General features: G+C 40.9%; 24 protein-coding genes. 10 read left to right on the forward strand and 14 right to left on the reverse strand.

Going from position 1 to position 21,849, the window contains the following annotated elements; genetic code table 11:
- Positions 1-735: an SIS domain-containing protein gene (locus G476_RS0110485; RefSeq protein ID WP_026690075.1), complete on the reverse strand. Its 735-nt coding sequence runs from the start codon at positions 733-735 to the stop codon at positions 1-3.
- Between the two features lie 422 nt (positions 736-1,157).
- On the reverse strand, positions 1,158-1,874 hold the full coding sequence (locus tag G476_RS0110490) for a GntR family transcriptional regulator (protein WP_026690076.1): 717 nt from the start codon (positions 1,872-1,874) through the stop codon (positions 1,158-1,160).
- A 212-nt stretch (positions 1,875-2,086) separates the two neighbouring features.
- Between G476_RS0110490 and G476_RS0110495 the strand changes: the two genes are divergently transcribed.
- On the forward strand, positions 2,087-2,269 hold the full coding sequence (locus G476_RS0110495) for a DUF5325 family protein (protein WP_026690077.1): 183 nt from the start codon (positions 2,087-2,089) through the stop codon (positions 2,267-2,269).
- Between the two features lie 126 nt (positions 2,270-2,395).
- On the opposite strand, the gene G476_RS0110500 is transcribed toward G476_RS0110495, so the two are convergent.
- Together G476_RS0110500 and G476_RS0110505 are read right to left on the reverse strand one after the other, a co-directional pair.
- Positions 2,396-3,175, reverse strand: a complete 780-nt coding sequence (locus G476_RS0110500; RefSeq protein ID WP_026690078.1) for an inositol monophosphatase family protein — start codon at positions 3,173-3,175, stop codon at positions 2,396-2,398.
- Positions 3,176-3,312: 137 nt separating this feature from the next.
- Complete coding sequence (locus tag G476_RS0110505) at positions 3,313-3,501, reverse strand: hypothetical protein (protein WP_026690079.1); 189 nt, start codon at positions 3,499-3,501, stop codon at positions 3,313-3,315.
- A gap of 252 nt (positions 3,502-3,753) precedes the next feature.
- Between G476_RS0110505 and G476_RS0110510 the strand changes: the two genes are divergently transcribed.
- From G476_RS0110510 to thiE, 4 genes are all read left to right on the forward strand, one after another.
- Positions 3,754-4,362 carry a YktB family protein gene (locus G476_RS0110510; protein WP_026690080.1) on the forward strand — a complete coding sequence of 203 codons (609 nt, stop codon included), beginning with the start codon at positions 3,754-3,756 and terminating at the stop codon, positions 4,360-4,362.
- 163 nt (positions 4,363-4,525) lie between these two features.
- On the forward strand, positions 4,526-5,338 hold the full coding sequence (gene thiM / locus G476_RS21725) for a hydroxyethylthiazole kinase (RefSeq protein WP_035186388.1): 813 nt from the start codon (positions 4,526-4,528) through the stop codon (positions 5,336-5,338).
- The gene (gene thiD, locus G476_RS0110520) at positions 5,339-6,181 is read left to right on the forward strand and encodes a bifunctional hydroxymethylpyrimidine kinase/phosphomethylpyrimidine kinase (protein ID WP_026690081.1); all 843 of its coding nucleotides are present in this window, start codon (positions 5,339-5,341) and stop codon (positions 6,179-6,181) included.
- Positions 6,169-6,840 (forward strand): thiamine phosphate synthase, encoded by a 672-nt coding sequence (gene thiE, locus G476_RS0110525; protein WP_026690082.1) that lies wholly within the window; start codon positions 6,169-6,171, stop codon positions 6,838-6,840. The genes thiD and thiE overlap by 13 nt, the downstream gene beginning before the upstream one ends.
- A gap of 95 nt (positions 6,841-6,935) precedes the next feature.
- On the opposite strand, the gene G476_RS0110530 is transcribed toward thiE, so the two are convergent.
- Positions 6,936-7,208 (reverse strand): UPF0223 family protein, encoded by a 273-nt coding sequence (locus G476_RS0110530; RefSeq protein WP_026690083.1) that lies wholly within the window; start codon positions 7,206-7,208, stop codon positions 6,936-6,938.
- A 219-nt stretch (positions 7,209-7,427) separates the two neighbouring features.
- Here G476_RS0110530 and G476_RS0110535 point away from each other — a divergent pair, with 219 nt between their 5' ends.
- Positions 7,428-8,915, forward strand: coding sequence for an aminotransferase class I/II-fold pyridoxal phosphate-dependent enzyme (locus G476_RS0110535; protein WP_026690084.1), 1,488 nt, complete (start codon positions 7,428-7,430; stop codon positions 8,913-8,915).
- A gap of 57 nt (positions 8,916-8,972) precedes the next feature.
- Here G476_RS0110535 and G476_RS0110540 read toward each other — a convergent pair whose 3' ends face one another.
- The 4 genes from G476_RS0110540 to G476_RS0110555 all read right to left on the reverse strand — a co-directional run bounded on the left by G476_RS0110540 (position 8,973) and on the right by G476_RS0110555 (position 11,686).
- Positions 8,973-9,104, reverse strand: coding sequence for a GapA-binding peptide SR1P (locus G476_RS0110540; protein WP_026690085.1), 132 nt, complete (start codon positions 9,102-9,104; stop codon positions 8,973-8,975).
- Positions 9,105-9,274: 170 nt separating this feature from the next.
- Positions 9,275-9,568: a DUF3055 domain-containing protein gene (locus G476_RS0110545; protein WP_026690086.1), complete on the reverse strand. Its 294-nt coding sequence runs from the start codon at positions 9,566-9,568 to the stop codon at positions 9,275-9,277.
- A 75-nt stretch (positions 9,569-9,643) separates the two neighbouring features.
- Positions 9,644-10,075, reverse strand: a complete 432-nt coding sequence (locus tag G476_RS0110550) for a hypothetical protein (RefSeq protein ID WP_026690087.1) — start codon at positions 10,073-10,075, stop codon at positions 9,644-9,646.
- A 753-nt stretch (positions 10,076-10,828) separates the two neighbouring features.
- Positions 10,829-11,686, reverse strand: a complete 858-nt coding sequence (locus G476_RS0110555) for a polysaccharide deacetylase family protein (protein WP_026690088.1) — start codon at positions 11,684-11,686, stop codon at positions 10,829-10,831.
- A 320-nt stretch (positions 11,687-12,006) separates the two neighbouring features.
- On the opposite strand from G476_RS0110555, the gene G476_RS0110560 reads away from it, so the two are divergent.
- Together G476_RS0110560 and G476_RS22860 are read left to right on the forward strand one after the other, a co-directional pair.
- Positions 12,007-13,524 (forward strand): glycine betaine uptake BCCT transporter, encoded by a 1,518-nt coding sequence (locus G476_RS0110560; protein WP_035186392.1) that lies wholly within the window; start codon positions 12,007-12,009, stop codon positions 13,522-13,524.
- A 276-nt stretch (positions 13,525-13,800) separates the two neighbouring features.
- On the forward strand, positions 13,801-14,220 hold the full coding sequence (locus G476_RS22860; protein WP_051314744.1) for a thioredoxin domain-containing protein: 420 nt from the start codon (positions 13,801-13,803) through the stop codon (positions 14,218-14,220).
- A 295-nt stretch (positions 14,221-14,515) separates the two neighbouring features.
- Here the strand turns inward: G476_RS22860 and lpdA are convergent, their stop codons facing one another.
- From lpdA to G476_RS21735, 5 genes are all read right to left on the reverse strand, one after another.
- Complete coding sequence (lpdA, locus tag G476_RS0110570; protein WP_026690090.1) at positions 14,516-15,925, reverse strand: dihydrolipoyl dehydrogenase; 1,410 nt, start codon at positions 15,923-15,925, stop codon at positions 14,516-14,518.
- Between the two features lie 4 nt (positions 15,926-15,929).
- The gene (locus tag G476_RS0110575) at positions 15,930-17,237 is read right to left on the reverse strand and encodes a dihydrolipoamide acetyltransferase family protein (RefSeq protein WP_026690091.1); all 1,308 of its coding nucleotides are present in this window, start codon (positions 17,235-17,237) and stop codon (positions 15,930-15,932) included.
- A gap of 101 nt (positions 17,238-17,338) precedes the next feature.
- Complete coding sequence (locus tag G476_RS0110580; RefSeq protein ID WP_026690092.1) at positions 17,339-18,316, reverse strand: alpha-ketoacid dehydrogenase subunit beta; 978 nt, start codon at positions 18,314-18,316, stop codon at positions 17,339-17,341.
- A gap of 3 nt (positions 18,317-18,319) precedes the next feature.
- A complete protein-coding gene (gene pdhA, locus G476_RS0110585; protein WP_026690093.1) occupies positions 18,320-19,408 on the reverse strand; it encodes a pyruvate dehydrogenase (acetyl-transferring) E1 component subunit alpha in 1,089 nt (362 codons plus the stop codon).
- Positions 19,409-20,065: 657 nt separating this feature from the next.
- Positions 20,066-20,713 (reverse strand): YkyA family protein, encoded by a 648-nt coding sequence (locus G476_RS21735; RefSeq protein WP_051314745.1) that lies wholly within the window; start codon positions 20,711-20,713, stop codon positions 20,066-20,068.
- 212 nt (positions 20,714-20,925) lie between these two features.
- Here G476_RS21735 and G476_RS23290 point away from each other — a divergent pair, with 212 nt between their 5' ends.
- Both G476_RS23290 and def read left to right on the forward strand, forming a co-directional pair.
- Positions 20,926-21,090, forward strand: coding sequence for a YjcZ family sporulation protein (locus G476_RS23290; RefSeq protein ID WP_084405701.1), 165 nt, complete (start codon positions 20,926-20,928; stop codon positions 21,088-21,090).
- Positions 21,091-21,228: 138 nt separating this feature from the next.
- On the forward strand, positions 21,229-21,810 hold the full coding sequence (gene def, locus G476_RS0110610; protein WP_026690095.1) for a peptide deformylase: 582 nt from the start codon (positions 21,229-21,231) through the stop codon (positions 21,808-21,810).
- Positions 21,811-21,849: the final 39 nt, after the last annotated feature.

Raw genomic sequence — 21,849 nt, forward strand, 5'->3', positions numbered from 1 at the left:
CTAACCTAATTTAGTTATTCTCCTTTTATATTTATCAATTAGTCTTGCATTGTGGTCATCACTACCTTCTAAGTTCCCACTTAAAAAAATAGGAGGTGACTCTCCCCTTTCAGCCATGAGTGCTATAGCTTGTGCAAAGACGCCATTTAATATAGTCATACCTATAACGGATGAGGAAGGTGCAAATGACACCCCTGTATTTTTGTGTGATAACACAGCATCTCCAATCGGACTAAGGTTATCAATAGCCAAATCCACAACATCCTTTAACTTTTTCTGACTCGAGTGTCTCGATGGTTGGCTTTTCGTATAGGTGAATGATGTAAGGGCTATGGTATATGCTTCTTTTTCTTTTCCGTATATAGCCACATCGATCGGGACGGGATTTCGTCCTGATGTAGACGTTACGATTAAAACGTCAGTCGAACGAATGTCTTCCTTTTTCAAAAAAGTACCAGCATAATCATTCATTCTCTCAAACTCTGAAGAACGAATGGCTCCTTTATGTAGCATCGTATTTTCATCAAAAATGGGGTTAATCGGGACCAATCCCCCTGCTCTGTAAAATAATTCTTCGCCCATCATATGTGAGTGGCCTGCACCATAAAGGTGAATGACTCCACCGGACTTAAGTGACTGATGAATTTTTTTGGCAGCTAGGGAAAGCGATTCATTTTGTTCATCAAGAATTTTCGCAAGTCTTGCTTGAATGGCTTGGAAATAGTCTTCTATCAAAGTTGAACCTCCTATTTTGTTTTAAAAGGCTGTTTTTGTATATATTGTTGCTTATTTATTATTTTCTTTATCACTAGAATTGTTGTTGAAGCATACGGGCCCTTCGCTTTCCGTGGCGGTGCTAGCAAGCCTCCACAGGCAAACCTGTGCTTCTTCCTCTGCTAGCCTATGCTTCGAGGAGTCTGCGTCGAAGCAACTCGAAGCTTACTCTTGATGTAATCGCTCGTCCCTGTGGGGTCTTGCATTGCCCCCACTGCCACAGGAGTCTCGAGCCCTTCTGCTTCAACCTTTCTTGTATAAAAGCAATAATCCTTCCGAAAACAGCGTTTAAAAAGATCCGCTTTACATCATCGTAGCACCTGAAAGTACAGTTGTCTATACCAGTTATAGTAAACGAAGGAGCCTTCTTTAGCCCCTTCCTTTTATCGCTTCATTTCCGTAATAAATTTATAACGATCCCCGCGGTAGATGGACTTCACAAACTCAAATGGCGTTCCATCACCCAAGTAACTCACTCGTTTCATTAAAAGAACCGGGGACCCTCTTTCAATATTTAATAGAGCACTTTCCTCTTTACTGATTGCCGGTTCAATCGACTGCTCTGCGCCGCCAATTTTTAAACCAAGGCTTTCTACATACTCGTAAAAAGAGTGATCGAACTTTTCCGGCGTCAAATCAGGGAAAAGGGTTTTAGGTAATGTAAGCACTTCATATGCCATAGGCAAGCCATCTGCCAAGCGTAAACGTTTCATTTGATACCCCTTCGAGTAGGTTTCTACTCGTAACTCTTTACTGATGGAAGGTGGGAGGTCCAATTGTATGAAATCCAATCTCTTTGTCCCTGGTTCCATTCCTCTTTGTTTCATGTCCTCTGAAAAACCAGTTAAACGAATTAAAGGTTGTTCTACCTTTTTTTTCGCTACAAACGTTCCTTTTCCCTTTTCTCTAGTTAAAAGTCCTTCGTTCACAAGATTGGAAACAGCTTGACGAATCGTCATTCTACTAATTTCATATTTTTCGGATAACGCACGCTCCGAAGGAATCAGATCTCCCTCAAGTAGCTCCCCTTTATCAATCTCGCCTCTTAACCACTCTTCCAATTGGTAGTAAATCGGTACAGGAGATTTTTTATTTATCACGTGTAAACCTCATTTCGTTAGTTATCGTTTGATTACGATTGAACAGTTATGAGTAAATACGTATTTACATTTCTGCTTTGTTCGTTGCCCATTTGGCCACCTTTTTTTATACAATATACCGTTTTACATGATAGTTGTCTATACCACTATACTTTTCAACGACTCCAAATTCATGTAAACTGTGATTAGATGAAAGGGGTGTCTTTCTAATTATGAAAACGTTTAACTGGCCATTATTTATTTTATCTGTTTTTGCTGCATGTGGTATAGCAGGAGTTGGGATCGGCCTTGCCGAGAACAGCGCCTTGATTATTATCCTTTCAATCGTTATCACGCTCGTATGCGTAGGTGGCGGATTTTCCATTCGAAAGAAAATTCTTGCTGAGGACCAATGATGTCACTCTTAAAACAAAAACCTCAACCGAGTTGATATCTTGGTTGAGGTTTTTTTAAGTGTCATGTATTTTTAACCATAAGTAATTCTAAGAAAAACAACAATCTGTCCGAATACAGCTTTACAATTACCCGTGAATTCGCTTCGTAATATCATCGTAGATGGACGGATTGGCAGCAAGAAGGGTGTCCTTATCTAAGAACGACAATTCATTTCCTTCGTAGTTCGTCATTACCCCACCTACCTCATTTAAGAGGACGTATCCTCCAGCCATATCCCACGGGGCTAAGTTAAAGCTGATGTAAGCTTCAATTCTCCCACATGCCACATAAGCTAATTCAAGGGAGGCAGCCCCATATGACCGAATACCTCGTGATTCTTTCACAAGATTTTCAAGTCTTCGATCCTTTAGGACCCAACCTGCATTGAAACTTAAAAGGGATTCATTCATAGAGACGTTAGGAAGCTTTGGCAATTCTTCATTATTTAAGAATGCCCCATGTCCTTTTAAAGCCATAAACATCTCGTCAGCCATCACATCATAAACGATACCAATGAAACCAACACCTTCATGGAATATACCTATCGATATGGCAAAATAACATTGTTGATGGACAAAGTTTACCGTTCCATCTATGGGATCAATGATCCAAACTGTCCCATCCAAATCCTTTACTTCATCGCCTAATCCTTCTTCACCCATGATCCGGTGATCCGGAAAATGCTCGTTTATTTTCTCTTTGAAGAAAAGTTCCGTATGTCTATCTACGTCCGTTACTAGATCGTGTTGATTAGCCTTAGTGTGTATTTCATATGTATCCCCCATCATGGTGCGAATTTGCTCGCCAGCTTCCTTCGTCCATTGTTGGGCTATTTTGTATATTGTTTCCCATTGTGGTTGAGTCAACGAATCATTCCTCCTCTAAATATACTATGAACAATCTATACCATAATAGGTTTGCCGTTGCAAATAACGTGTAGATCCTTTTTATTTTCTTAAAGCAAAAAAAATGAACCTAATAGGCTCATTTTTCATCATCACGATTATCCTTCTAATCGTTGTAATTCGTTGCGAAGCCTCTCCAGAATGCGTTTGCTTTTCTCAATTTGCTTCTGATCGCTGGCTTGCATGGCATCAAAGAGCGTCTGGAGTTCGTAGTCAATTTCCATTTTTAAAACCGGAATACGTCTCTCACCGTCTCTTCGTTTTAGTGTTTGAATGACTTTTTCCATGTTCTCCACACCCCTTTTCTTTTCGTTACATTCTCGCGATCAACGATTTATTTCCGCGTCTCTTAAGGATTACTATAAGTTATGAAAGCTCTACACAAGTTGCAACAAAATTATTTAATTATTTTTTTCTTTCCACTTTTTTTTGTTTTCTAAACCAATGGTGCTCAGAGAAGCACATTTTTTTTAAATTAACACCCCTTATGATAAACTATCGGCATGTAAGTATTTACGAAAAAGGAGTGACTTCTGGAAATGGATTTCAATGGTTTTTCCAAAGATGATTTTAATGTTTTTTATACTGATGGACTAGAAGAGAGAATGACATTAATTCGAGAAAAAATTCAACCAAAGTTCAAAGAAATTGGCGAAGACTTAACAGAAGAACTATCGGTCCTTTCCGGTGAGGAGATGTTCTTGCATATCGCACAACACGCTCGCCGTAAGAAAAACCCGCCCAACGACACTTGGCTAGCCATTGCTCCTAACAAGCGCGGGTATAAAATGCTTCCACATTTTCAAGTAGGTTTATTTGATGATCACGTGTTTGTATGGTTGGCATACATCTATGAATTGCCGAACAAAGAAGATAAAGCATCAACACTCCTTGATAACATCGGGAATGTGAAGGAACTTCCTAGAGATTTTATGGTATCTCTTGACCATACCCAAAAAAACGCCTTTCCAATAACAGATGAAGAAGCACTTGAAAAAGGACTGGAACGCTTTCGTGATGTAAAAAAAGGTGAATTCCTTATCGGAAAACAAATCATGTCCGATGACCCCCTTTTAAAAGACGGGGACCGCTTCTTAAACACAGTCAAAGAAACGTTTGAAACATTAATGCCTCTATATAAATTGTAGAAAATATGCAGCCCTTACGTTTACCGGGCTGCATTACTTGTATAAAGGTATGTGACATAAATTTGTCCTCATCTTTTTCTTATGGAATGGTACACACCTTGTTTTTCGAAAGAAGAATTTGGGAAAAGGAAATCTATTAGTATTTTGTGAAAGGAAGATGAGGATGGATAAGAAAATCACCCAATTAAAACAAGCGATCGTGGAGACCTCGCCACTTATACACAACATAACAAACGTCGTCGTGACGAATTTTACCGCAAATGGATTGTATGCATTAGGAGCTTCGCCAGTCATGGCATATGCAAAAGAAGAAGTTGCTGATATGGTTTCCATTTCCAATGGCCTAGTATTAAATATCGGTACACTTACAGAACCTGATATAGAAGCGATGCTCATTGCAGGACGCTCAGCCAATGAACATCGTATTCCCGTTGTACTCGATCCTGTAGGAGTAGGAGCGACCTCGTATCGAACTGAAACAGCTAAAAAGCTTCTAAATGAAGTAGATATTACTTTACTTCGTGGGAACTTAGGCGAAATAAGTAATTTGATTGACGAGCACGTGAAAATGAAGGGCGTTGATTCCAATACCGATCAGAGTGACGCCATCTCTGTAGCAAAAAAAGCCGCTAAAACGTTTAACACACTCGTTGCACTCACGGGTAAAGTAGATGTGATTACAGATGGGGAACGAACGTTAAAAATAAGTAACGGCTCGTCTCGACTAACCAAAGTCACTGGAACGGGGTGTCTACTGTCCTCTGTCGCATCTGCTTTTTTAGCCGTAAGTGACGATCGATTAGAAGCAGTGGCATGTGCTGTCACCTTTTATGGTATTGCTTCAGAAGTAGCTGATGATAAAAGTAAGTCCTTAGGAATTGGGCATTTCCAGTCTTACTTTTTGGATGAAATTGAACAATTATCTGAAAAAGAAATATCCAATCGAATCTCTATTGAAAGGGAAGGAGGAGCTTAAATGATAAAAACAGCATTAACGATTGCCGGTTCAGACTCAGGAGGCGGCGCAGGCATACAAGCAGATTTAAAGACTTTTCAAGAACATGGTGTATTCGGTATGAGTGCACTAACTGCTGTTACCGCTCAAAACACATTAGGAGTGCAAGGGGTTTACCCAGTAGAGCCTGAAGCAGTACAAGAACAGCTATCCTCTATAGGAGATGACTTTAACATAGGGGCTGTTAAAACGGGGATGCTCTTCGATCGTCGACGTATTGAAGTCGTAGTATCTGCTATACACAAATACCAATGGACAAATGTGGTAGTTGACCCTGTGATGATTGCAAAAGGTGGCGACTCTTTATTAAATGAGACGGCCCACCAAACCCTAATGGACCAACTGCTTCCCGTTACCGATGTTATAACTCCAAACATCCCAGAAGCTGAAGCGTTGACGGGGCTTAGTATTAAAACGATGTCAGACCGTAAAGAAGCGGCAATTCAATTACATAAAGCTGGAGCTAAAAATGTCGTTATCAAGGGCGGTCATGATGATTCAACGAGGGTTGTGATCGACTTACTTTACGACGGAGAGCGTTTCATCTATTTCGAGTTACCAAGAATTGACTCAAAAGACACACATGGCACGGGCTGTACTTTTGCAGCATCCCTTACTTCCGAATTATCACTTGGGTCATCTATTCAAGATGCTGTAAAAAAAGCGAAGATATTCGTTCACATGGCCATTCTAAAAGCTTCTTCACTTGGTTCCGGACATGGCCCGACAAATCACGGCGCACTGAGAGCACATCCGAAAGAATCTGTTCAACTATTAGAAGAGGTGAAAGTATGGGAAGAGTAGACCCTCTCCAATTAAAACGGGCATTGCGCGTCTATTTTATAGGAGGAACACGAGACTGTAAATTGCCTTTTCCCCTTGTCTTAAATGAGGCCATATCCGGCGGTATTACTATGTTTCAATTTCGTGAAAAGGGTCCAGGTTCTTTAGAAGGACAGATGAAAGAAGCCCTTGCACAGCAACTTTTTTCACAATGTCAAGAAGCTTCCATTCCTTTTGTTATCAACGATGATGTAGATCTTGCCATTAAGCTAGATGCTGATGGGGTTCATGTAGGCCAAGAGGATGAAGAGGCGAAACAAGTGCGAGAGAAAATTGGTAAAGAAAAAATCCTAGGAGTTTCTGCTCATACCCTTGAAGAAGCACTAACTGCCATTGATGCTGGTGCCGACTATTTAGGTATTGGGCCCATTTTTGAAACGAGTTCTAAAGCTGATGCAAAAGAATTGAAAGGGCCTGAATGGATTCGAGAACTAAGAAGAAACGGTATTGATATTCCTCTAGTCGCGATAGGTGGAATTACGGTGGAGAACGGTAATCAAGTCTTAAAAGCCGGAGCTGATGGCTTGAGTGTTATTTCAGCCATTTCCCGTGCCCCATCCCCAAATGAAGCAGCCAAATCACTGATAACACTCTATAAAGGATTTGAGAAAAATCACTGACATAAATGAACCGGTAGAAGCATCGACGGATCGATACTTCTACCGGAATCATGATGTTCTCAGATGGGACACCTTTTGACAGAAAGTAGATTTTATTACATTTTCACAATCGCTTCATCAATCTCTTTTGCTTTTTTAACAACATGATACGGGCTTTGTCCACTTTGCTTTTCATACTCTTTAAACGCTTGCTTTTCCTCTGCTTTTGAGGGAACAATTTTTTTGTATCTTCCGTAAAGGGTTTCCAAAACATCTTTTTCAACGCCTTTACCATATGCTTGATCAATAGCTTCAAAGAAGTTCACCACATCGATTACTTCTTCCTTCGACCACTCTACAGAGATTGGGATATTCACTTCACCTTTCATACCTAACACCTCTTTCATAAATTCGAAATACCTTTTTACTTAACGGATAAAATCATGGCCTAAAGTTGATATTTTGAGCAACCCATGTGATTCAGACCAGAAAATGCTTCCCCTCATGGGCTTAATTTGGTATACTCTGTTTGTTTTATACTAAGGATACCAAAGAGTCCACCTCTTTGAAACGTTCCAGCAATGATTATACAGTAGAGGTGAAAATACGTGTACAAAAAAGATCAAGGTCTTACACCGTTGTTTGACGGATTGTTAAAACATGCGGCAACAAATCCAACCCAGTTTCATATTCCTGGGCATAAAAAAGGATCCGGAATGGACCCACGCTTTCGTGAATTTATTGGAGAAAATGCTTTATCCATAGACTTAATTAACATAGCACCTCTTGATGACCTTCACCATCCACAAGGGATGATCAGAGAAGCTCAAGACTTGGCTGCCGAAGCTTTTGGAGCTGACCACACTTTTTTCTCAGTCCAAGGTACAAGCGGTGCGATCATGACAATGATCATGAGTGTTTGTGGACCTGGGGACAAGATTATTGTGCCTCGAAACGTCCATAAATCCATCATGAGTGCAATTGTTTTTTCTGGCGCAACACCGATATTTATCCACCCAGAAATTGACGTAGAGCTTGGCATATCTCATGGTATAACCACGTCCGCTGTAAAAAAAGCGCTTAAAGCGCATCCGGATGCAAAGGGCTTACTCGTTATCAATCCAACATACTTTGGTGTATCAGCTAATTTAAAAGAGATTGTAACGTTAGCCCACTCTTACGACATACCCGTCCTTGTTGATGAAGCTCATGGTGTTCATATTCATTTTCACGAAGACCTGCCTCTCTCTGCTATGCAAGCAGGTGCAGATATGGCTGCTACAAGCGTCCATAAGTTAGGTGGTTCTTTAACACAGAGCTCTGTATTAAATGTAAAAGAAGGTCTCGTGAACGCCGATCGGGTTCAAAGTATTATTAGTATGCTTACAACCACCTCAACATCTTACCTTCTCTTAGCTTCACTTGATGCAGCAAGGAAGCACCTTGCCACACAGGGACACCGTCTTGTGGAGAAAACGATTGAACTGGCCAATAATACACGTGAGCAAATCAATCAAATACCAGGCTTTACTTGTTATGGAATGGACATGCTCGATGATCATGCCATTTATGATATGGATCCTACAAAGCTTACCATATCAATTAAAGAGCTTGGAATGAATGGTTATGATGTTGAGACATGGTTAAGAGACCGTTATCAAATTGAAGTGGAGCTCTCTGACTTGTACAACATATTGTGTATTATCTCTTTTGGTGATACAAAGGAAACGACTGACCGCCTTATTCAAGCTCTTGAAGCTCTTTCCGAGGAGCAAATGAGTCACATTGAAAAAGGACATACACAAAAGGTGTCTGTCCATGTCCCAAATATTCCTACTTTAGCCCTGTCGCCACGAGACGCCTTTTATGCTGAAACAGAGGCAATCCGGTTAAACGAGTCGTCAGGTCGTGTGAGCGCAGAGTTTGTCATGGTATATCCACCAGGTATTCCAATTCTTATTCCCGGTGAGATTATTGAAGAAGAGAACTTATCTTACATCGCTAAAAACATGGATGCAGGTTTGCCTGTACAAGGGCCTGAGGACGCAAGCTTAGAATATATTCGAGTGATCCGAGAACATAAGGCGATTACGTAACCATTTACGATAGCTACAAAAATGGCTCCCTCTATTGAGGGAGCCATTTCATGTAACTTATTCTTCGTTATTCATAAGTGATGCTTCATCAGTACACTGCTCACAGCAATTTCCATAAAGTGTAGAAACCTTCTCGTTTTCATAATGCTCGATAACCTTCTCACAGCCTTGACAAACAATGACACCCATGTAGCTCCACTCCTTCAAATGTTTTTGTAAGCGTTTTCTTTAATGCTATTATAGTATGACACATTACGAAGTGTCAACCTCTTTAGTTAAACTTATTGTATGTATTAATAATTAATGTGACATACTATTTAAGCAAAAAGGGCGCGCATCCCGTAGGATGCGCGTATACGTTAATATTGTTCAACGATTGTTACTGAAGGTAATTCCTCTCGCAGAAAAGAAGCTACCTCTTCAGCATCCTCTTTGTGTTTAATGTGAAATGCTTTCATGATCGGTTCTGGCTCTTGAGTGTCATCTAGAGAAAGTAGTGTCGAACGTCCCGTCTGCATACAAATAACCATCGCTTTACCAAAGAACATGTTCGTGTACATAATTGCAAAGTCATACCTGTGGTAATCAGTAGCAATGCCAACAAAACGAACGTTTACTTGTTCTACTTCATCGTAAAGCCGATCCCATTTCACATTCTCCGCCTCCTTATGCAATATTCATAATTATATGAAAATTAATAAGACAGAGCAACTTAACTGCTCAAGAGGTTATAAGAATTTGCCTTTTGCTTCTATAAAATTCGCCAACTCTTCTGTAAAGAGGAGGTCTTGGTTTGTTAATGGGTACACATCCGTGCTAATTCTTATGGAAAAGATATAGGATACCTTTCCTTTTTTTGTTACAGGGATGAGTAGCGTTTGTTTTTTGCCTTCTTTTAATACGACGGAACTTTTTTTCCCGCACATGCCTAGAAATCCAAACCCAAACATGCGCTCTTTCCCTAAATCTTCCTTTGTACCAAGAATGTGTACCGGCCTTACACTCTCATCCACTTTATAAACAATCACGACAACATTTCTTTGTGCACCATTGAAAATGGCTTGACCAACCCTGCCTATAAAATCTTTTTCGTCCTTCGCGTAATCATAAGCAAGACCGACTTCCAACCGTAACTCATCTAACAGATCCGACTTGTTCATCGCTGTAATCACCTGCCATTCAAATCCTTAATCCGATCTTTTATTTTTTTCGAGCATAACACATATGATCACTGGAACGTGTCGCCTTTTGTCATATGAGTTGAATTTTCTATAGATTTTTTTAGTATTTTCCACATTGTGTTAGGAATTGTAATATTAGTGGATGAATTTCAAAACGTTAGGAACGAATTCGCCCTCATAAATCATATGTGTTTTTCTATAAGAGAAGAACTGTCCTATTTTTTTAATCAGTATAGCTATTAGTCAGAAAGTCTATTAATTATATGTGAAGTGCCCTGTCCTCTTATCATGCGTAACTAAACGATAGAAGCGATACACCTGTGCCAGTGAAGACTGTGTACATCGCGAGTTCTCTGCGAGTTGATTAGACGCAGAACACTACGAAGTGTTACTTGCAGAGGAAGAAGCAGGGTATCTTCTGGCTCGCCAGCACCTCTGGGGAAAGGGAGCCCATGGTGTGAAGCGGACATTACATACTGACGCAAGTGGGATATTCACTTTTTATACAACAAAAAAGGCTAGGGCAAGAAATGTTAAGATAATAACCCTAATCAATCTACTCAATAAGCAAAGCTACAGAAACACTCCCGACTAAAAACACTCATCCCCTTCCCGCAGAAGGTGATGTATCGCTCAGGAGTCATGTATTTGCATCGCAATTGGTTTAAAATATTAGGATTTTCGTTTATCTTAACACTTTTGACCTAGCCACTTTCCTTAGTATTCCTGTATTTATTCAATATGTTTAGGGTTAAGTGGTTCGTATCCCTTCTCACGTAACCCATTTACCATATCTTCAAGAGCTTCATAAGTAAAGGAGCGGTCGTGCATAAGAAGGTTCGCTCCATTTCTCAGAAATTCCGTCTCAACCATAATCTCAGCCAAGGCTTTCGCTTCCATATAATCAGCATTGTAATCATAGCCATATGTCCAATTCATCCACTGCATGCCCTCTTCTTCAATTAACTGCTTAGTATACTCCGTATTTACTCCAAAAGGCGCACGGTAAAAACGAGGGCGCTCACCTGTAACCTCTTCTATTAAATCATTCAAGTCCATTATTTCCTTATATTGTTCATCTTCCGTTAAGTCGCTCATGTTTGGGTGATTCATCGTATGATTTCCAATCTCAAATCCGAGATCATAAATTTCTTTTAATTCTTCTTTCCCTTCATCGGACTGTAAAAAGTGGCCGTTCACAAAAAAGATAGCCCCTGCATCTAATTCTACTAGAGCTTCAGCCATATCAACTCCATGACGATCAGGAGCGTCATCAATAGTTAGAAGAACGACCTTTTCTTCAAGGTTTTCATCTAACGGTTGTACGGTGTGATCACCGGCAAGGTAATGAGTTGTTTCGAGTTCCTCGCTCGCTTCCTCTTCATCAGCTGTCTCATCTTCGTTTTCTTCTTCGGTAAGGTCCGGCTCTTCTTCTATCTCGTCATCATGGAAAGTGTCATCTTCATCAACATCGGACTCTTCGTTCGAATCATATGTATTGCTTTCAACTGTCTCTTCCGTTTCTTCTCCATTACTACACCCTGCGAATATAAGGATGGCTACACTTAGACCACCTAAAGCTTTTTTCATCTTATCTACCCCTCACATTTCATTCGCTTTCCATTTTAACAAAATTAAGGGAAAGAAGATATGATACCACCTTATGCACAGAGGATATGATTCGACAAATTTTGAGATACTAAGTAGTGCGAATCATCATGACAAGTGAGTACAAATTCCTAAGTTAATGTTTCCTTAGGTGTATATAAGGGTAAGGAATACCGTTGTAGCAACGATTTTTATGAGTAAATATTTGAACAGGGAATGTAGTTGTGTTATTTTCAATACTGTTGCAATTTTTTAACCGCACACTTTTATTCGACAAAATCATTTGAAAGGTGGAAATGAATGTGAAAAAAATCACACCCGTATTTACAATTTCTCTTATTATTGCAGTTGCATTCATTATCTGGGGCGTTGCTGCCACGGACAACATGGAACTCATCACGACTGAAATTCAAGGGTTTATTACTGGACAGTTCGGCTGGTTTTACTTACTTGCTGCCACGAGCTTTGTTGCTTTTGCAATCTACTTAATCTTTTCTCCTTTAGGGAGAATTAAACTTGGAGAACCGGACGAAGAACCGGAGTACAATTACTTAACTTGGTTCTCTTTTCTATTTACTGCTGGTATGGGAATAGGCCTTGTATTTTGGGGTGCAGCTGAACCAATGTACCATTTGTTTACCCCACCGCCATCAGAGACCATCGCTGATGACGCGGCGGCTGCAGGCATCGCCCTTCGTTACTCCTTCTTTCATTGGGGTGTACATCCTTGGGCAATCTATTCGATCGTTGCGTTAACTCTTGCTTACTTCAAGTTCCGTAAGAAAAGCCCGGCTGTTTTAAGTGCCGCATTCGAGCCTCTTTTAGGTGATCGGGTCAATGGTCCAATCGGAACAACCATTAATGTCATTGTTGTTTTTGCCACAATCTTTGGTGTAGCAACATCCTTAGGATTTGGGACAGCCCAGATAGGTGGAGGTCTTTCTCAAGTGTTTGGGTTCGACAATAGCATCCTACTTCAGCTCATGATCATTTTAGTGGTCACAGTTCTTTACATGATTTCTTCACAAACTGGTCTAAATGTAGGAATTAAGTACTTGAGTAAAACAAATATCATACTTGCTGCATTTCTTATGCTATTTTTGCTCTTTGCTGGACCAACAAACTACATCATGAATGCATTTACACAAACCTTCGGAAGTTATCTTCAAAATTTCATAGGAATGAGCTTCCGCATTGATACTTTTAACCCTGAAAGCACTTGGGTAGAGGATTGGACAATCTTTTATTGGGCTTGGTGGATTGCTTGGGCACCATTTGTAGGAACATTCATCGCTCGCGTATCCAAAGGGCGTACAATAAGGGAGTTCATTCTTGGTGTCATTGCTGTACCAACTGTGTTTGGCGCATTATGGTTCTCTGTTTTTGGAGGAACAGCCATGAATCTTCAACTTGAACAAGGTGTTGATATTTATTCAACCATCAGTGATTCTGGTGAAGAGTCTGCCCTCTTTGCGGTACTCTCACAATTTAATTTCGGAACAATCATGATCGTGCTCGCGATCTTGCTTATTGCATCATTCTTTATCACGTCAGCTGACTCCGCAACATTTGTTCTAGGAATGCAAACGACGAATGGTAGTCTGAACCCACCTAACTCGGTTAAGTTCATTTGGGGTCTTGTTCAATCGAGTACGGCTGCAGTCCTTCTTTTATCAGGTGGATTAGCTGCCCTGCAAACAGCTTCCATTATTGCAGCATTCCCCTTTGTGATCATTATGATCTTTATGGTCATTAGCCTAATGAAAGCTCTTAGACAAGAAAAGATTCCTCCCAAGAAGCTAAAAGAAGAGAGAAGTTAACATTATTACGCTCAAAAGACCAAATTTGGTCTTTTGAGTTTTTTTTGTTTAGTAGGACACTGTTCAATGGGATTCCTTACATAAAGAATGATGGTGCATTCAAGATCTGGAGCAATTGCATTCTCCCCCCCTTTCACATTTCTAGTCATTAACGGGACGTTTTTAAAGCTTTCATTTAGGTGACAGTTTGGTTACGAAGACTTTTTTAATGATTGAGCGTGATACTATACCACTAACAACTTTTGTACCAAGTTACTTCGAGAGGAATGATCTAACGTGACCATGAGACTGAGTACTCTATTCTTCTTTCTTTCAGTTATCTTTTTATGTATTGGTTGTCAAAATGAACAGACCCGTGCAGATTACTCATTACTCGGAAATGATAACGAGATCGTCACTGTCCTTTTCTCGGATGAAAATCAAATCAATCAAGAAATTCATTATTATGACGCTGTACTGCGACTTCAAAATGACCATTCGGAAAAAATAGACAAAGTTAAAGTGATAGATGCAAAAGAAGAGGACTACACAAGCACATACGAAATCAGCACCTTCCCTACTCTTATCATTATTGACAACAATGAAGTTACATTAAGAATTGAAGGGAACTTGGATAATGAGCAAATACTCAATGAAATAAAAACGGGATTAAATCAAGTCGAACTTCACGATGTATCAAACTTGAATAGAAGCTAAATGCCACCGCCATTTTCTAAGCTCCACTAGGCTGTGGCTTTTTCTTTGAGTATTGAATATTTAGTAACAGGCTATATTAACCTGAATGCCTCCCCCTCATATTGGCTGTCTGCAGTGCCTCCTTAAGCTCCAATCCATGTGACCTGTGGTCTTTATTAGAAAAGAGCTTACACTCTCTCTAACTGTGTTTATGGCTGTCTTACGTGGTTGATGTAAAACTAGCTTTATGAGTGAATTCCTTTCTTAAAGCACAATAAACCCTCTCGCCAAAAGCGAGAGGGTTTTAATATCTTTATTATTTTACAATGTGGATCGGCATGCCAAGGGCAACTTCCGCTGTTTCCATTGTAATCTCACCAAGAGATGGGTGAGCGTGAATGGTTAGCGCTAAATCTTCGGCAGTCATACCAGCTTCGATAGCAACACATGCTTCAGAAATCATATCGGAAGCGTGCTCGCCAGCGATTTGTACGCCTAGTACTAGTCCGTCTTCTTTACGCGTAATCATTTTCACGAAACCTTCAGTTGCATTAAGAGAAAGTGCTCGTCCGTTTGCAGCAAACGGGAACTTGGCCACTTCGATGTCATAACCTTGTTCTTTCGCTTCTTTTTCTTTTAAACCTACAGAGGCAAGTTCGGGGCCTGAGAAGACTACTTCAGGGATTGCTGTGTAGTCAATTTCAGCAGGCTCACCAGAGATAGCTTCTGCAGCAACTTTAGCTTCGTAGGATGCTTTGTGAGCAAGCTGAGGGCCTGCTACGATATCACCGATGGCATAAATGTGACTAGATGTTGTGCGACACTGCTTGTCAATCTTGATAAGACCTTTGTCATCAAGTTCAACACCAGCTTGCTCAAGACCAAGCTCATCTGTGTTCGGCTTACGTCCTACAGTAACAAGAAGGTAGTCACCTTCAAATGTTTCTTCTTTTCCTTTGATTTCAGCTTTTACTGTTACACCGCTGTCTGATTCTTCAACGCTTTGTGCAAAAGCTTCTGTCTTAATTGTCACGCCGTTTTTCTTAAGGCGCTTCGCAACAAGTTGGCTCATTTGCTTTTCAAATCCAGGAAGGATTGCTTTTGTTCCTTCAAGAATCGTTACTTCAGAGCCAAGGTTAGCGTATGCAGAACCAAGCTCAACGCCGATGTATCCACCACCGATAACAACAAGCTTCTTAGGAACTTCTTTAAGACCTAAAGCACCAGTAGAAGAAACAACACGCTCAGTGTATTTAAATGCAGGAAGCTCAACAGGACGAGACCCTGTAGCTACGATACAATCTTTAAACTTATACGTTTGGGAGCTCTTGTCGTCCATGATGCGAACCGTTTCTTCGTCCACGAAGTAAGCTTCACCTTTAACAATGTCAACGCTGTTGCCTTTAAGAAGACCTTCAACGCCGCCAGTTAGCTTGTTAACAACACCTTGCTTCCATTCTTGTACCTTAGAGAAGTCTAGGTTTACTTTGTCAACACTGATCCCCATATCTTCAGAGTTGCCAGCATCGTGAAAACGATGACCTGCTTCAATAAGTGCTTTTGAAGGAATACACCCAACGTTTAAACAAACGCCACCGAGGTTTCCTTTTTCTACTACTGTTACTTTTTGCCCGAGTTGAGCCGCACGGATTGCAGCTACATAGCCTCCGGGACCGGAGCCAATGACGAGCGTATCTACTTCAACCGGAAAATCTCCTACTACCATAAGTTTAGCCCTCCATTACAAGTAATTGTGGATCGTTCAACAGACGCTTAATGTGGTTCAATGCGTGCTGAGCAGTCGCACCATCAATGATACGATGATCGAAGCTTAATGACAAGGCAAGAACTGGAGCTACGACAATTTCTCCGTCACGTACGACAGGTTTTTCTGCAATACGTCCTAGACCAAGAATGGCAACTTCAGGGTGATTGATAACCGGAGTAAACCACTGTCCACCTGCAGAACCGATGTTTGTAATTGTGCAAGAAGCACCTTTCATTTCATCAGAACCAAGGGAACCTTCACGTGCTTTACCAGCAAGTTCATTAATTTGGTCAGAAATCTTGAAGATCGATTTACGATCCGTATCTTTAACTACCGGTACAAGAAGACCTTTTTCAGTGTCTGCTGCGATACCGATGTTGTAGTAATGCTTGTGTACGATCTCATCCGTTGAATCATCAACAGAAGTGTTAAGTGCCGGGTACTCACGAAGTGCGGAAGTAAGGGCCTTAACTACGTATGGAAGGTAAGTCAGTTTAACACCTTTGTCTGCTGCAACCGGCTTAAACTTCTTACGGTGAGCAACAAGCTCTGTTACATCGATTTCATCCATTAATGTAACGTGTGGAGCTGTGTGCTTGGAATTAACCATTGCTTTTGAAATTGCCTTACGGATACCGGACATTTTTTCACGAGTTTCAAGCTCTTCGTTAGCAGGCTGATAAGCTGCAACAGCTTTTTTCTCTTGCTTCGTTTCCTGTGCTGCTTCTTCTTGAGCAGGTTCTTCCGCTTTGCCTTGGTCTCCAGAAAGATAGCTTTCGATGTCTTCTTTTACGACACGGCCATTTTTACCTGAACCACTAACTTTGCGGATATCTACGCCTTTTTCACGGGCAAACTTACGCACAGAAGGCATTGCAATAATGCGACGGTTCTCGTCTACTTCCTCATCTTGAGCAGCTGGCTCAGATGATTCTTCTGTCTTCGCTTCTGCTTTTGCTTCGGATTTTTCCTCTGCTTTTGGTTCTTCCTTCTCTTCTGACTCTTCACCTTCGTCTTCCTCAGGTTGTTCAGCGTCAGTTTCAAAGGTAATAATTGTTGTTCCTACTGTTGTTACTGTTCCTTCATCGATGTGAAGTTCTTTGACCGTTCCATCAACTGGAGAAGGAATTTCTACAACGGCTTTGTCATTTTGTACTTCACAAAGCACATCGTCCTCTTTTACTTCGTCGCCTTCTTTTACTTCCCATTTTACGATTTCGCCTTCGTGAATTCCTTCACCAATATCCGGCATTTTAAATTTATAAGCCAATCGTAACGCCTCCGTTTCTTATCACTTGTTGCTCTGTACAGGAGTGCTGAAGAAGGATTACAATCCTCCTCCAGCTTTCTGTTAACTGCTGATTCTATGGATTAAAATTCGATGACTTGTTTTGATTTCGTAACAATATCTTTGTAGCTTGGAAGCCATGTATCTTCTGCTGCACCGAATGGAAATACCGTATCAGGGGCAGTCACACGTAGAACAGGCGCTTCAAGACTCAAGATTGCACGGTCGTTGATTTCAGCTACAACGTTTGCTGCAATACCAGCTTGTTTTTGAGCTTCTTGTACAACGATGGCACGGTTTGTCTTCTCAACGGATTCAATGATCGTGTCAATGTCAATTGGGCTTACGGTACGCAAGTCGATAACTTCTGCGTCGATACCGTCTTTTTCAAGCTCTTCAGCCGCTTTTAGAGAAGAGTGGACCATTGCACCATAAGTAATGATAGTAATGTCTTTACCTTCGCGTTTTACATCCGCTTTTCCAAGCTCGATTGTGTACTCTTCTTCAGGTACTTCATCACGGAATGAACGGTATAGCTTCATGTGCTCAAGGTATACAACAGGATCGTTATCACGGATCGCTGAGATTAAAAGACCTTTCGCATCATATGGAGTAGATGGAATAACCACTTTAACGCCAGGCGTTTGAGCCATTAGACCTTCCAAGCTGTCTGCGTGAAGCTCAGGTGTTTTAACGCCACCACCGAACGGTCCACGAATGGTAACTGGAGAGTTGTATACCCCACCAGAACGATAACGCATACGAGCCATTTGCGCTGCAACCGCGTCAAATGTTTCGAAAATGAAACCGAAGAATTGAACTTCCATAACCGGACGGAATCCAGTTACACTAAGTCCACAAGCTAGTCCACCAATACCGGACTCAGCTAGGGGCGTATCAAATACGCGATCTTCCCCAAATTCCTTTTGAAGGCCTTCAGTCGCACGGAATACACCGCCGTTTTGGCCAACGTCTTCACCGAATACGAGGACGCTTTCGTCGTTCTTAAGTTCGCATCTCATCGCATCCGTAATCGCTTGAATCATTGTCATTTGCGCCATAGCTTACTTCGACTCCTTTTCTTTATACTCTGCCATTTGCTCCTTCAGGTTCTGAGGCAGTTCTTCGTTCATGAAACCGATAAGGTCAGTAACCTTTTGCTTAGGAGCTCCATCTGCTTTTTTAATTGCTGCTTTAATATCTTCTTTTGCTTGTTCAACGATCTTGTTCTCTTCGTCTTCGCTCCAAAGATCTTTAGACTCTAGGAACTTACGGAAACGAACAAGTGGATCTTTCTTTTCCCACTCGTCATCCTCTTCAGAAGTACGGTAACGAGTTGGGTCATCTCCGGCCATTGTGTGAGGACCGTAACGATATGTGAGTGTTTCAATTAGTGTTGGGCCGTTCCCTTCAAGTCCACGCTCACGAGCTTCTTTAGTCATAGCGTAAACAGCAAGGATATCCATTCCGTCTACCTGCACACCGTGAATTCCAGCTGCAACTGCTTTTTGTGCAATTGTTTGAGCAGCAGACTGCTTTTCAACTGGTACGGAGATCGCAAAACGGTTGTTCTGAACAACGAATACGGCTGGTACGTTGAATGCACCTGCAAAGTTCATACCTTCATAGAAATCACCTTGAGACGCACCACCGTCACCTGTATAAGTAATAGCAATTGTACCAGTGTCATTGCGCTTAAGTCCCATTGCTACACCGGCAGTTTGAGTAATTTGAGCACCGATGATAATCTGAGGCATCATGACATTAACGCCTTCTGGCATCTGTCCTCCGCCGTAGTGTCCACGAGACCATAGGAATGCTTGGTCCATTGGTACACCGTGATAAACAATCTGAGGAATGTCGCGGTATCCAGGTAAGATCCAGTCTTTTTTATCAAGAGCAAATTGAGAACCGATCATCGATGCTTCTTGTCCTGCTACAGGAGCGTAGAAGCCAAGGCGACCTTGACGATTTAGAGAAATCGCACGCTGATCCCAAATACGCGTGTAAACCATACGCGTCATTAACTCCTTAAGTTCTTCATCTGAAAGGTCCGGCATCGCATCTTCGTTTACGATTTCACCGTTTTCATTTAATATTTGGAAGGTTTCAAACTGGCTTTCAATCTGTTGTAGTTCTTTTGTTTTTTCCATGAATCCTTTCACCTCTTCCTTTCTTTTCACATTAAGGCTGCCATCAACAACACCCGAATATTCTGCAAAGTCACAAAGCCAATGAAAGGCTGCCCAACTTCACGAACACTCGCATGACTCTGGTGTTCACCATCTTTTAGATTACCCATTTTAGAAAAAACAATGAGAAATCCTGCTGTTCCGACAAAAACCTCTAATGGTTGTATACCCAATCCAAAATTCCGTTAACCAAAAGTATCGTGACTTTTATACGTCAAAGCAACACTGTATTACTGATTTTAAAATATGAGTGATACAACTTCTCATTCGACAATAAGTTTACATGAATGATTTAGCTTTCGTCAATGGTTTTGCACCTGTTTTTCTTCTTTTTATTAAAACTGGTTTTATAAACTGTTATATCGAAAAAACCTTACTGTTATACACACACATAGTATGTATAACGGTTCGGGATGGACAATATTATTTTTAACATATCTGCTTAAACGACAAAAGTAATAAGGCTCACCTGCAAAACCTTCCTAATTTGACACCCAACTAAGTAGATATATAGCTACTTCGTGTGATAAGAGGAGTGTTTTTAATTTGAATCTTTCCATATAAAAAACCCACACTTTGATAGTAGTGTGGGTTTTGGGTAGCTTTAGCTAAATGACTTTAAGATGGTTCTTCTACGCCCATGTCAGCAGCTTCATAAAACGAACGTTTCGCGTCATTATACTCTTGAGTTTTTGTATTGAATTCGTTGTTTAACTCATTGATTCTGTTATAAGCACTGTTTACTTCCTCATGCTTTTCCTCTAAATCTTCAATCCCTGTCTCATCTTCTTTAATCATTTCATAAAGCTCAATATCCATATCAATAGTGGCATTATATTCTTCGTAAAGTTCTTGATAAACTTCATAGCGGGCATCCATAGCCTCTACCATCTCTTCGGCAGCTGATTGAACCTCATCTTCCAAGTCGCTGATGTAGCTCTCAATTTCTTTAAACTCATCGTAAGCATCATCAATGCTTTGTTTTTCATTTTCAATCAATGTCCGGCGCTCTTCAGCAGAAGCGATGGCATCTTCAGCAAGCGGTTCAATCTCACTTACGTCGGAAAGAGTAAGCATTTCTTCATACCATTCATGCTCCCTGGTCTCAGCTTCTGTTAATGGTGATTGTTGCTCTTGAAACACTTGTTCTTTTTCTACTGCGTTCTCTAAATGGTCGTGCATATCCATTGCGGCATTGTTGCCGAGGCATCCAGTAAGGGCTATAGCCAGACCAACTGCACCAAGCAATTGAATTCCTTTCTTCACGTATGTAATCCCCCTTCAAATATCTACAATTATCTTCTTTTTTCAACCTACCTTATTTTACCCTAATTTACAAGGTCTTTCTATTCTGTTTAGACCTTTAACCAATAACTTCTTTCATTTCTGGGTATTCATCCATTCACTCAAGAACGTTTCGCATAGCATGTAGTAAATCGCTGAACAAACGGCGATGAAAACAAAGGAGGCTTTTGCATATGTACGGATATGGAAATGGTTGTGGATGTTGGGATCCTTGTGGTTACGGTTATGGTGGTCAGGTAGCTGGAGTAGGTTACTCTGGTGCTGGTAAAGGATTTGCGTTAATCGTTGTCCTTTTCATCTTGCTAATCATCGTAGGTGCATCTAAATTTGGTTGCTAATTAGCATCCATGAAGTGAACGAGGGTAATCACCCTCGTTTCTTTTTTTCTCCATGGTTTTCTGCGACTTTCGCCTGTTTTTTTATTATATAATAGGATATGATGGAAAACGACCATGAACCAAAAGGAGTGAAGTAAGATGATAACCATGGATGATATTATCCGAGAAGGTCACCCTACGCTACGAAGAGTGGCAGCCGAGGTTGACTTGCCACCAACTAAAGAAGAAAAAGAAATCCTTCAAAAAATGGTTGAATATCTAATACATAGCCAAGATGAAGAAATGGCTGAAAAATACGGTCTTCGTCCAGGAGTTGGGCTTGCAGGCCCGCAGATCAACGTTAGCAAGAGAATGATTGCCGTACGTACACACGATCATAATGATGAACTTATCGAGCTTGGCCTTTTTAACCCGAAGATCATTAGTCATTCTGTCGAAACCACCTATTTAGAGGGCGGTGAAGGATGCCTAAGCGTGGATCGAATGGTTGAAGGGGATGTCCCTAGGTATGCTCGAATTAAAGTCAAGGCAACCACTCTTGAAGGGGATGAGATTACTTTGAAATTAAAAGGGTTTGCTGCGATCGTATTCCAACACGAAATCGATCACCTCAATGGCGTCATGTTTTATGACCGCATTGATAAAAACGACCCACACAAAAAGACGTTACCACCAAAAGAAGTCATTAAGCTAAGTGATAATCATGGACCTGTTTCTTAAACGAAACAGGTTTTTTTAGACTTACAGTATGGGTATTGT

Origin of the sequence: Alteribacter aurantiacus DSM 18675, assembly GCF_000429705.1 — a bacterium.
Lineage (GTDB): Bacteria > Bacillota > Bacilli > Bacillales > Salisediminibacteriaceae > Alteribacter > Alteribacter aurantiacus.

What these genes read in the sequence shown, in the direction of transcription:
- G476_RS0110530 (WP_026690083.1), bottom strand. Translation starts at nt 7,208, where the DNA reads ATGAAAGGTGAAGTGAATATCCCAATCTCTGTAGAGTGGTCGAAGGAA.
- def (WP_026690095.1), top strand. Translation starts at nt 21,229, where the DNA reads ATGATAACCATGGATGATATTATCCGAGAAGGTCACCCTACGCTACGA.
- G476_RS0110505 (WP_026690079.1), bottom strand. Translation starts at nt 3,501, where the DNA reads ATGGAAAAAGTCATTCAAACACTAAAACGAAGAGACGGTGAGAGACGT.
- thiE (WP_026690082.1), top strand. Translation starts at nt 6,169, where the DNA reads ATGGGAAGAGTAGACCCTCTCCAATTAAAACGGGCATTGCGCGTCTAT.
- G476_RS0110550 (WP_026690087.1), bottom strand. Translation starts at nt 10,075, where the DNA reads ATGAACAAGTCGGATCTGTTAGATGAGTTACGGTTGGAAGTCGGTCTT.
- pdhA (WP_026690093.1), bottom strand. Translation starts at nt 19,408, where the DNA reads ATGGAAAAAACAAAAGAACTACAACAGATTGAAAGCCAGTTTGAAACC.
- G476_RS0110580 (WP_026690092.1), bottom strand. Translation starts at nt 18,316, where the DNA reads ATGGCGCAAATGACAATGATTCAAGCGATTACGGATGCGATGAGATGC.
- lpdA (WP_026690090.1), bottom strand. Translation starts at nt 15,925, where the DNA reads ATGGTAGTAGGAGATTTTCCGGTTGAAGTAGATACGCTCGTCATTGGC.
- G476_RS0110495 (WP_026690077.1), top strand. Translation starts at nt 2,087, where the DNA reads ATGAAAACGTTTAACTGGCCATTATTTATTTTATCTGTTTTTGCTGCA.
- thiM (WP_035186388.1), top strand. Translation starts at nt 4,526, where the DNA reads ATGGATAAGAAAATCACCCAATTAAAACAAGCGATCGTGGAGACCTCG.
- G476_RS23290 (WP_084405701.1), top strand. Translation starts at nt 20,926, where the DNA reads ATGTACGGATATGGAAATGGTTGTGGATGTTGGGATCCTTGTGGTTAC.
- G476_RS0110510 (WP_026690080.1), top strand. Translation starts at nt 3,754, where the DNA reads ATGGATTTCAATGGTTTTTCCAAAGATGATTTTAATGTTTTTTATACT.
- thiD (WP_026690081.1), top strand. Translation starts at nt 5,339, where the DNA reads ATGATAAAAACAGCATTAACGATTGCCGGTTCAGACTCAGGAGGCGGC.
- G476_RS0110540 (WP_026690085.1), bottom strand. Translation starts at nt 9,104, where the DNA reads ATGGGTGTCATTGTTTGTCAAGGCTGTGAGAAGGTTATCGAGCATTAT.
- G476_RS0110555 (WP_026690088.1), bottom strand. Translation starts at nt 11,686, where the DNA reads ATGAAAAAAGCTTTAGGTGGTCTAAGTGTAGCCATCCTTATATTCGCA.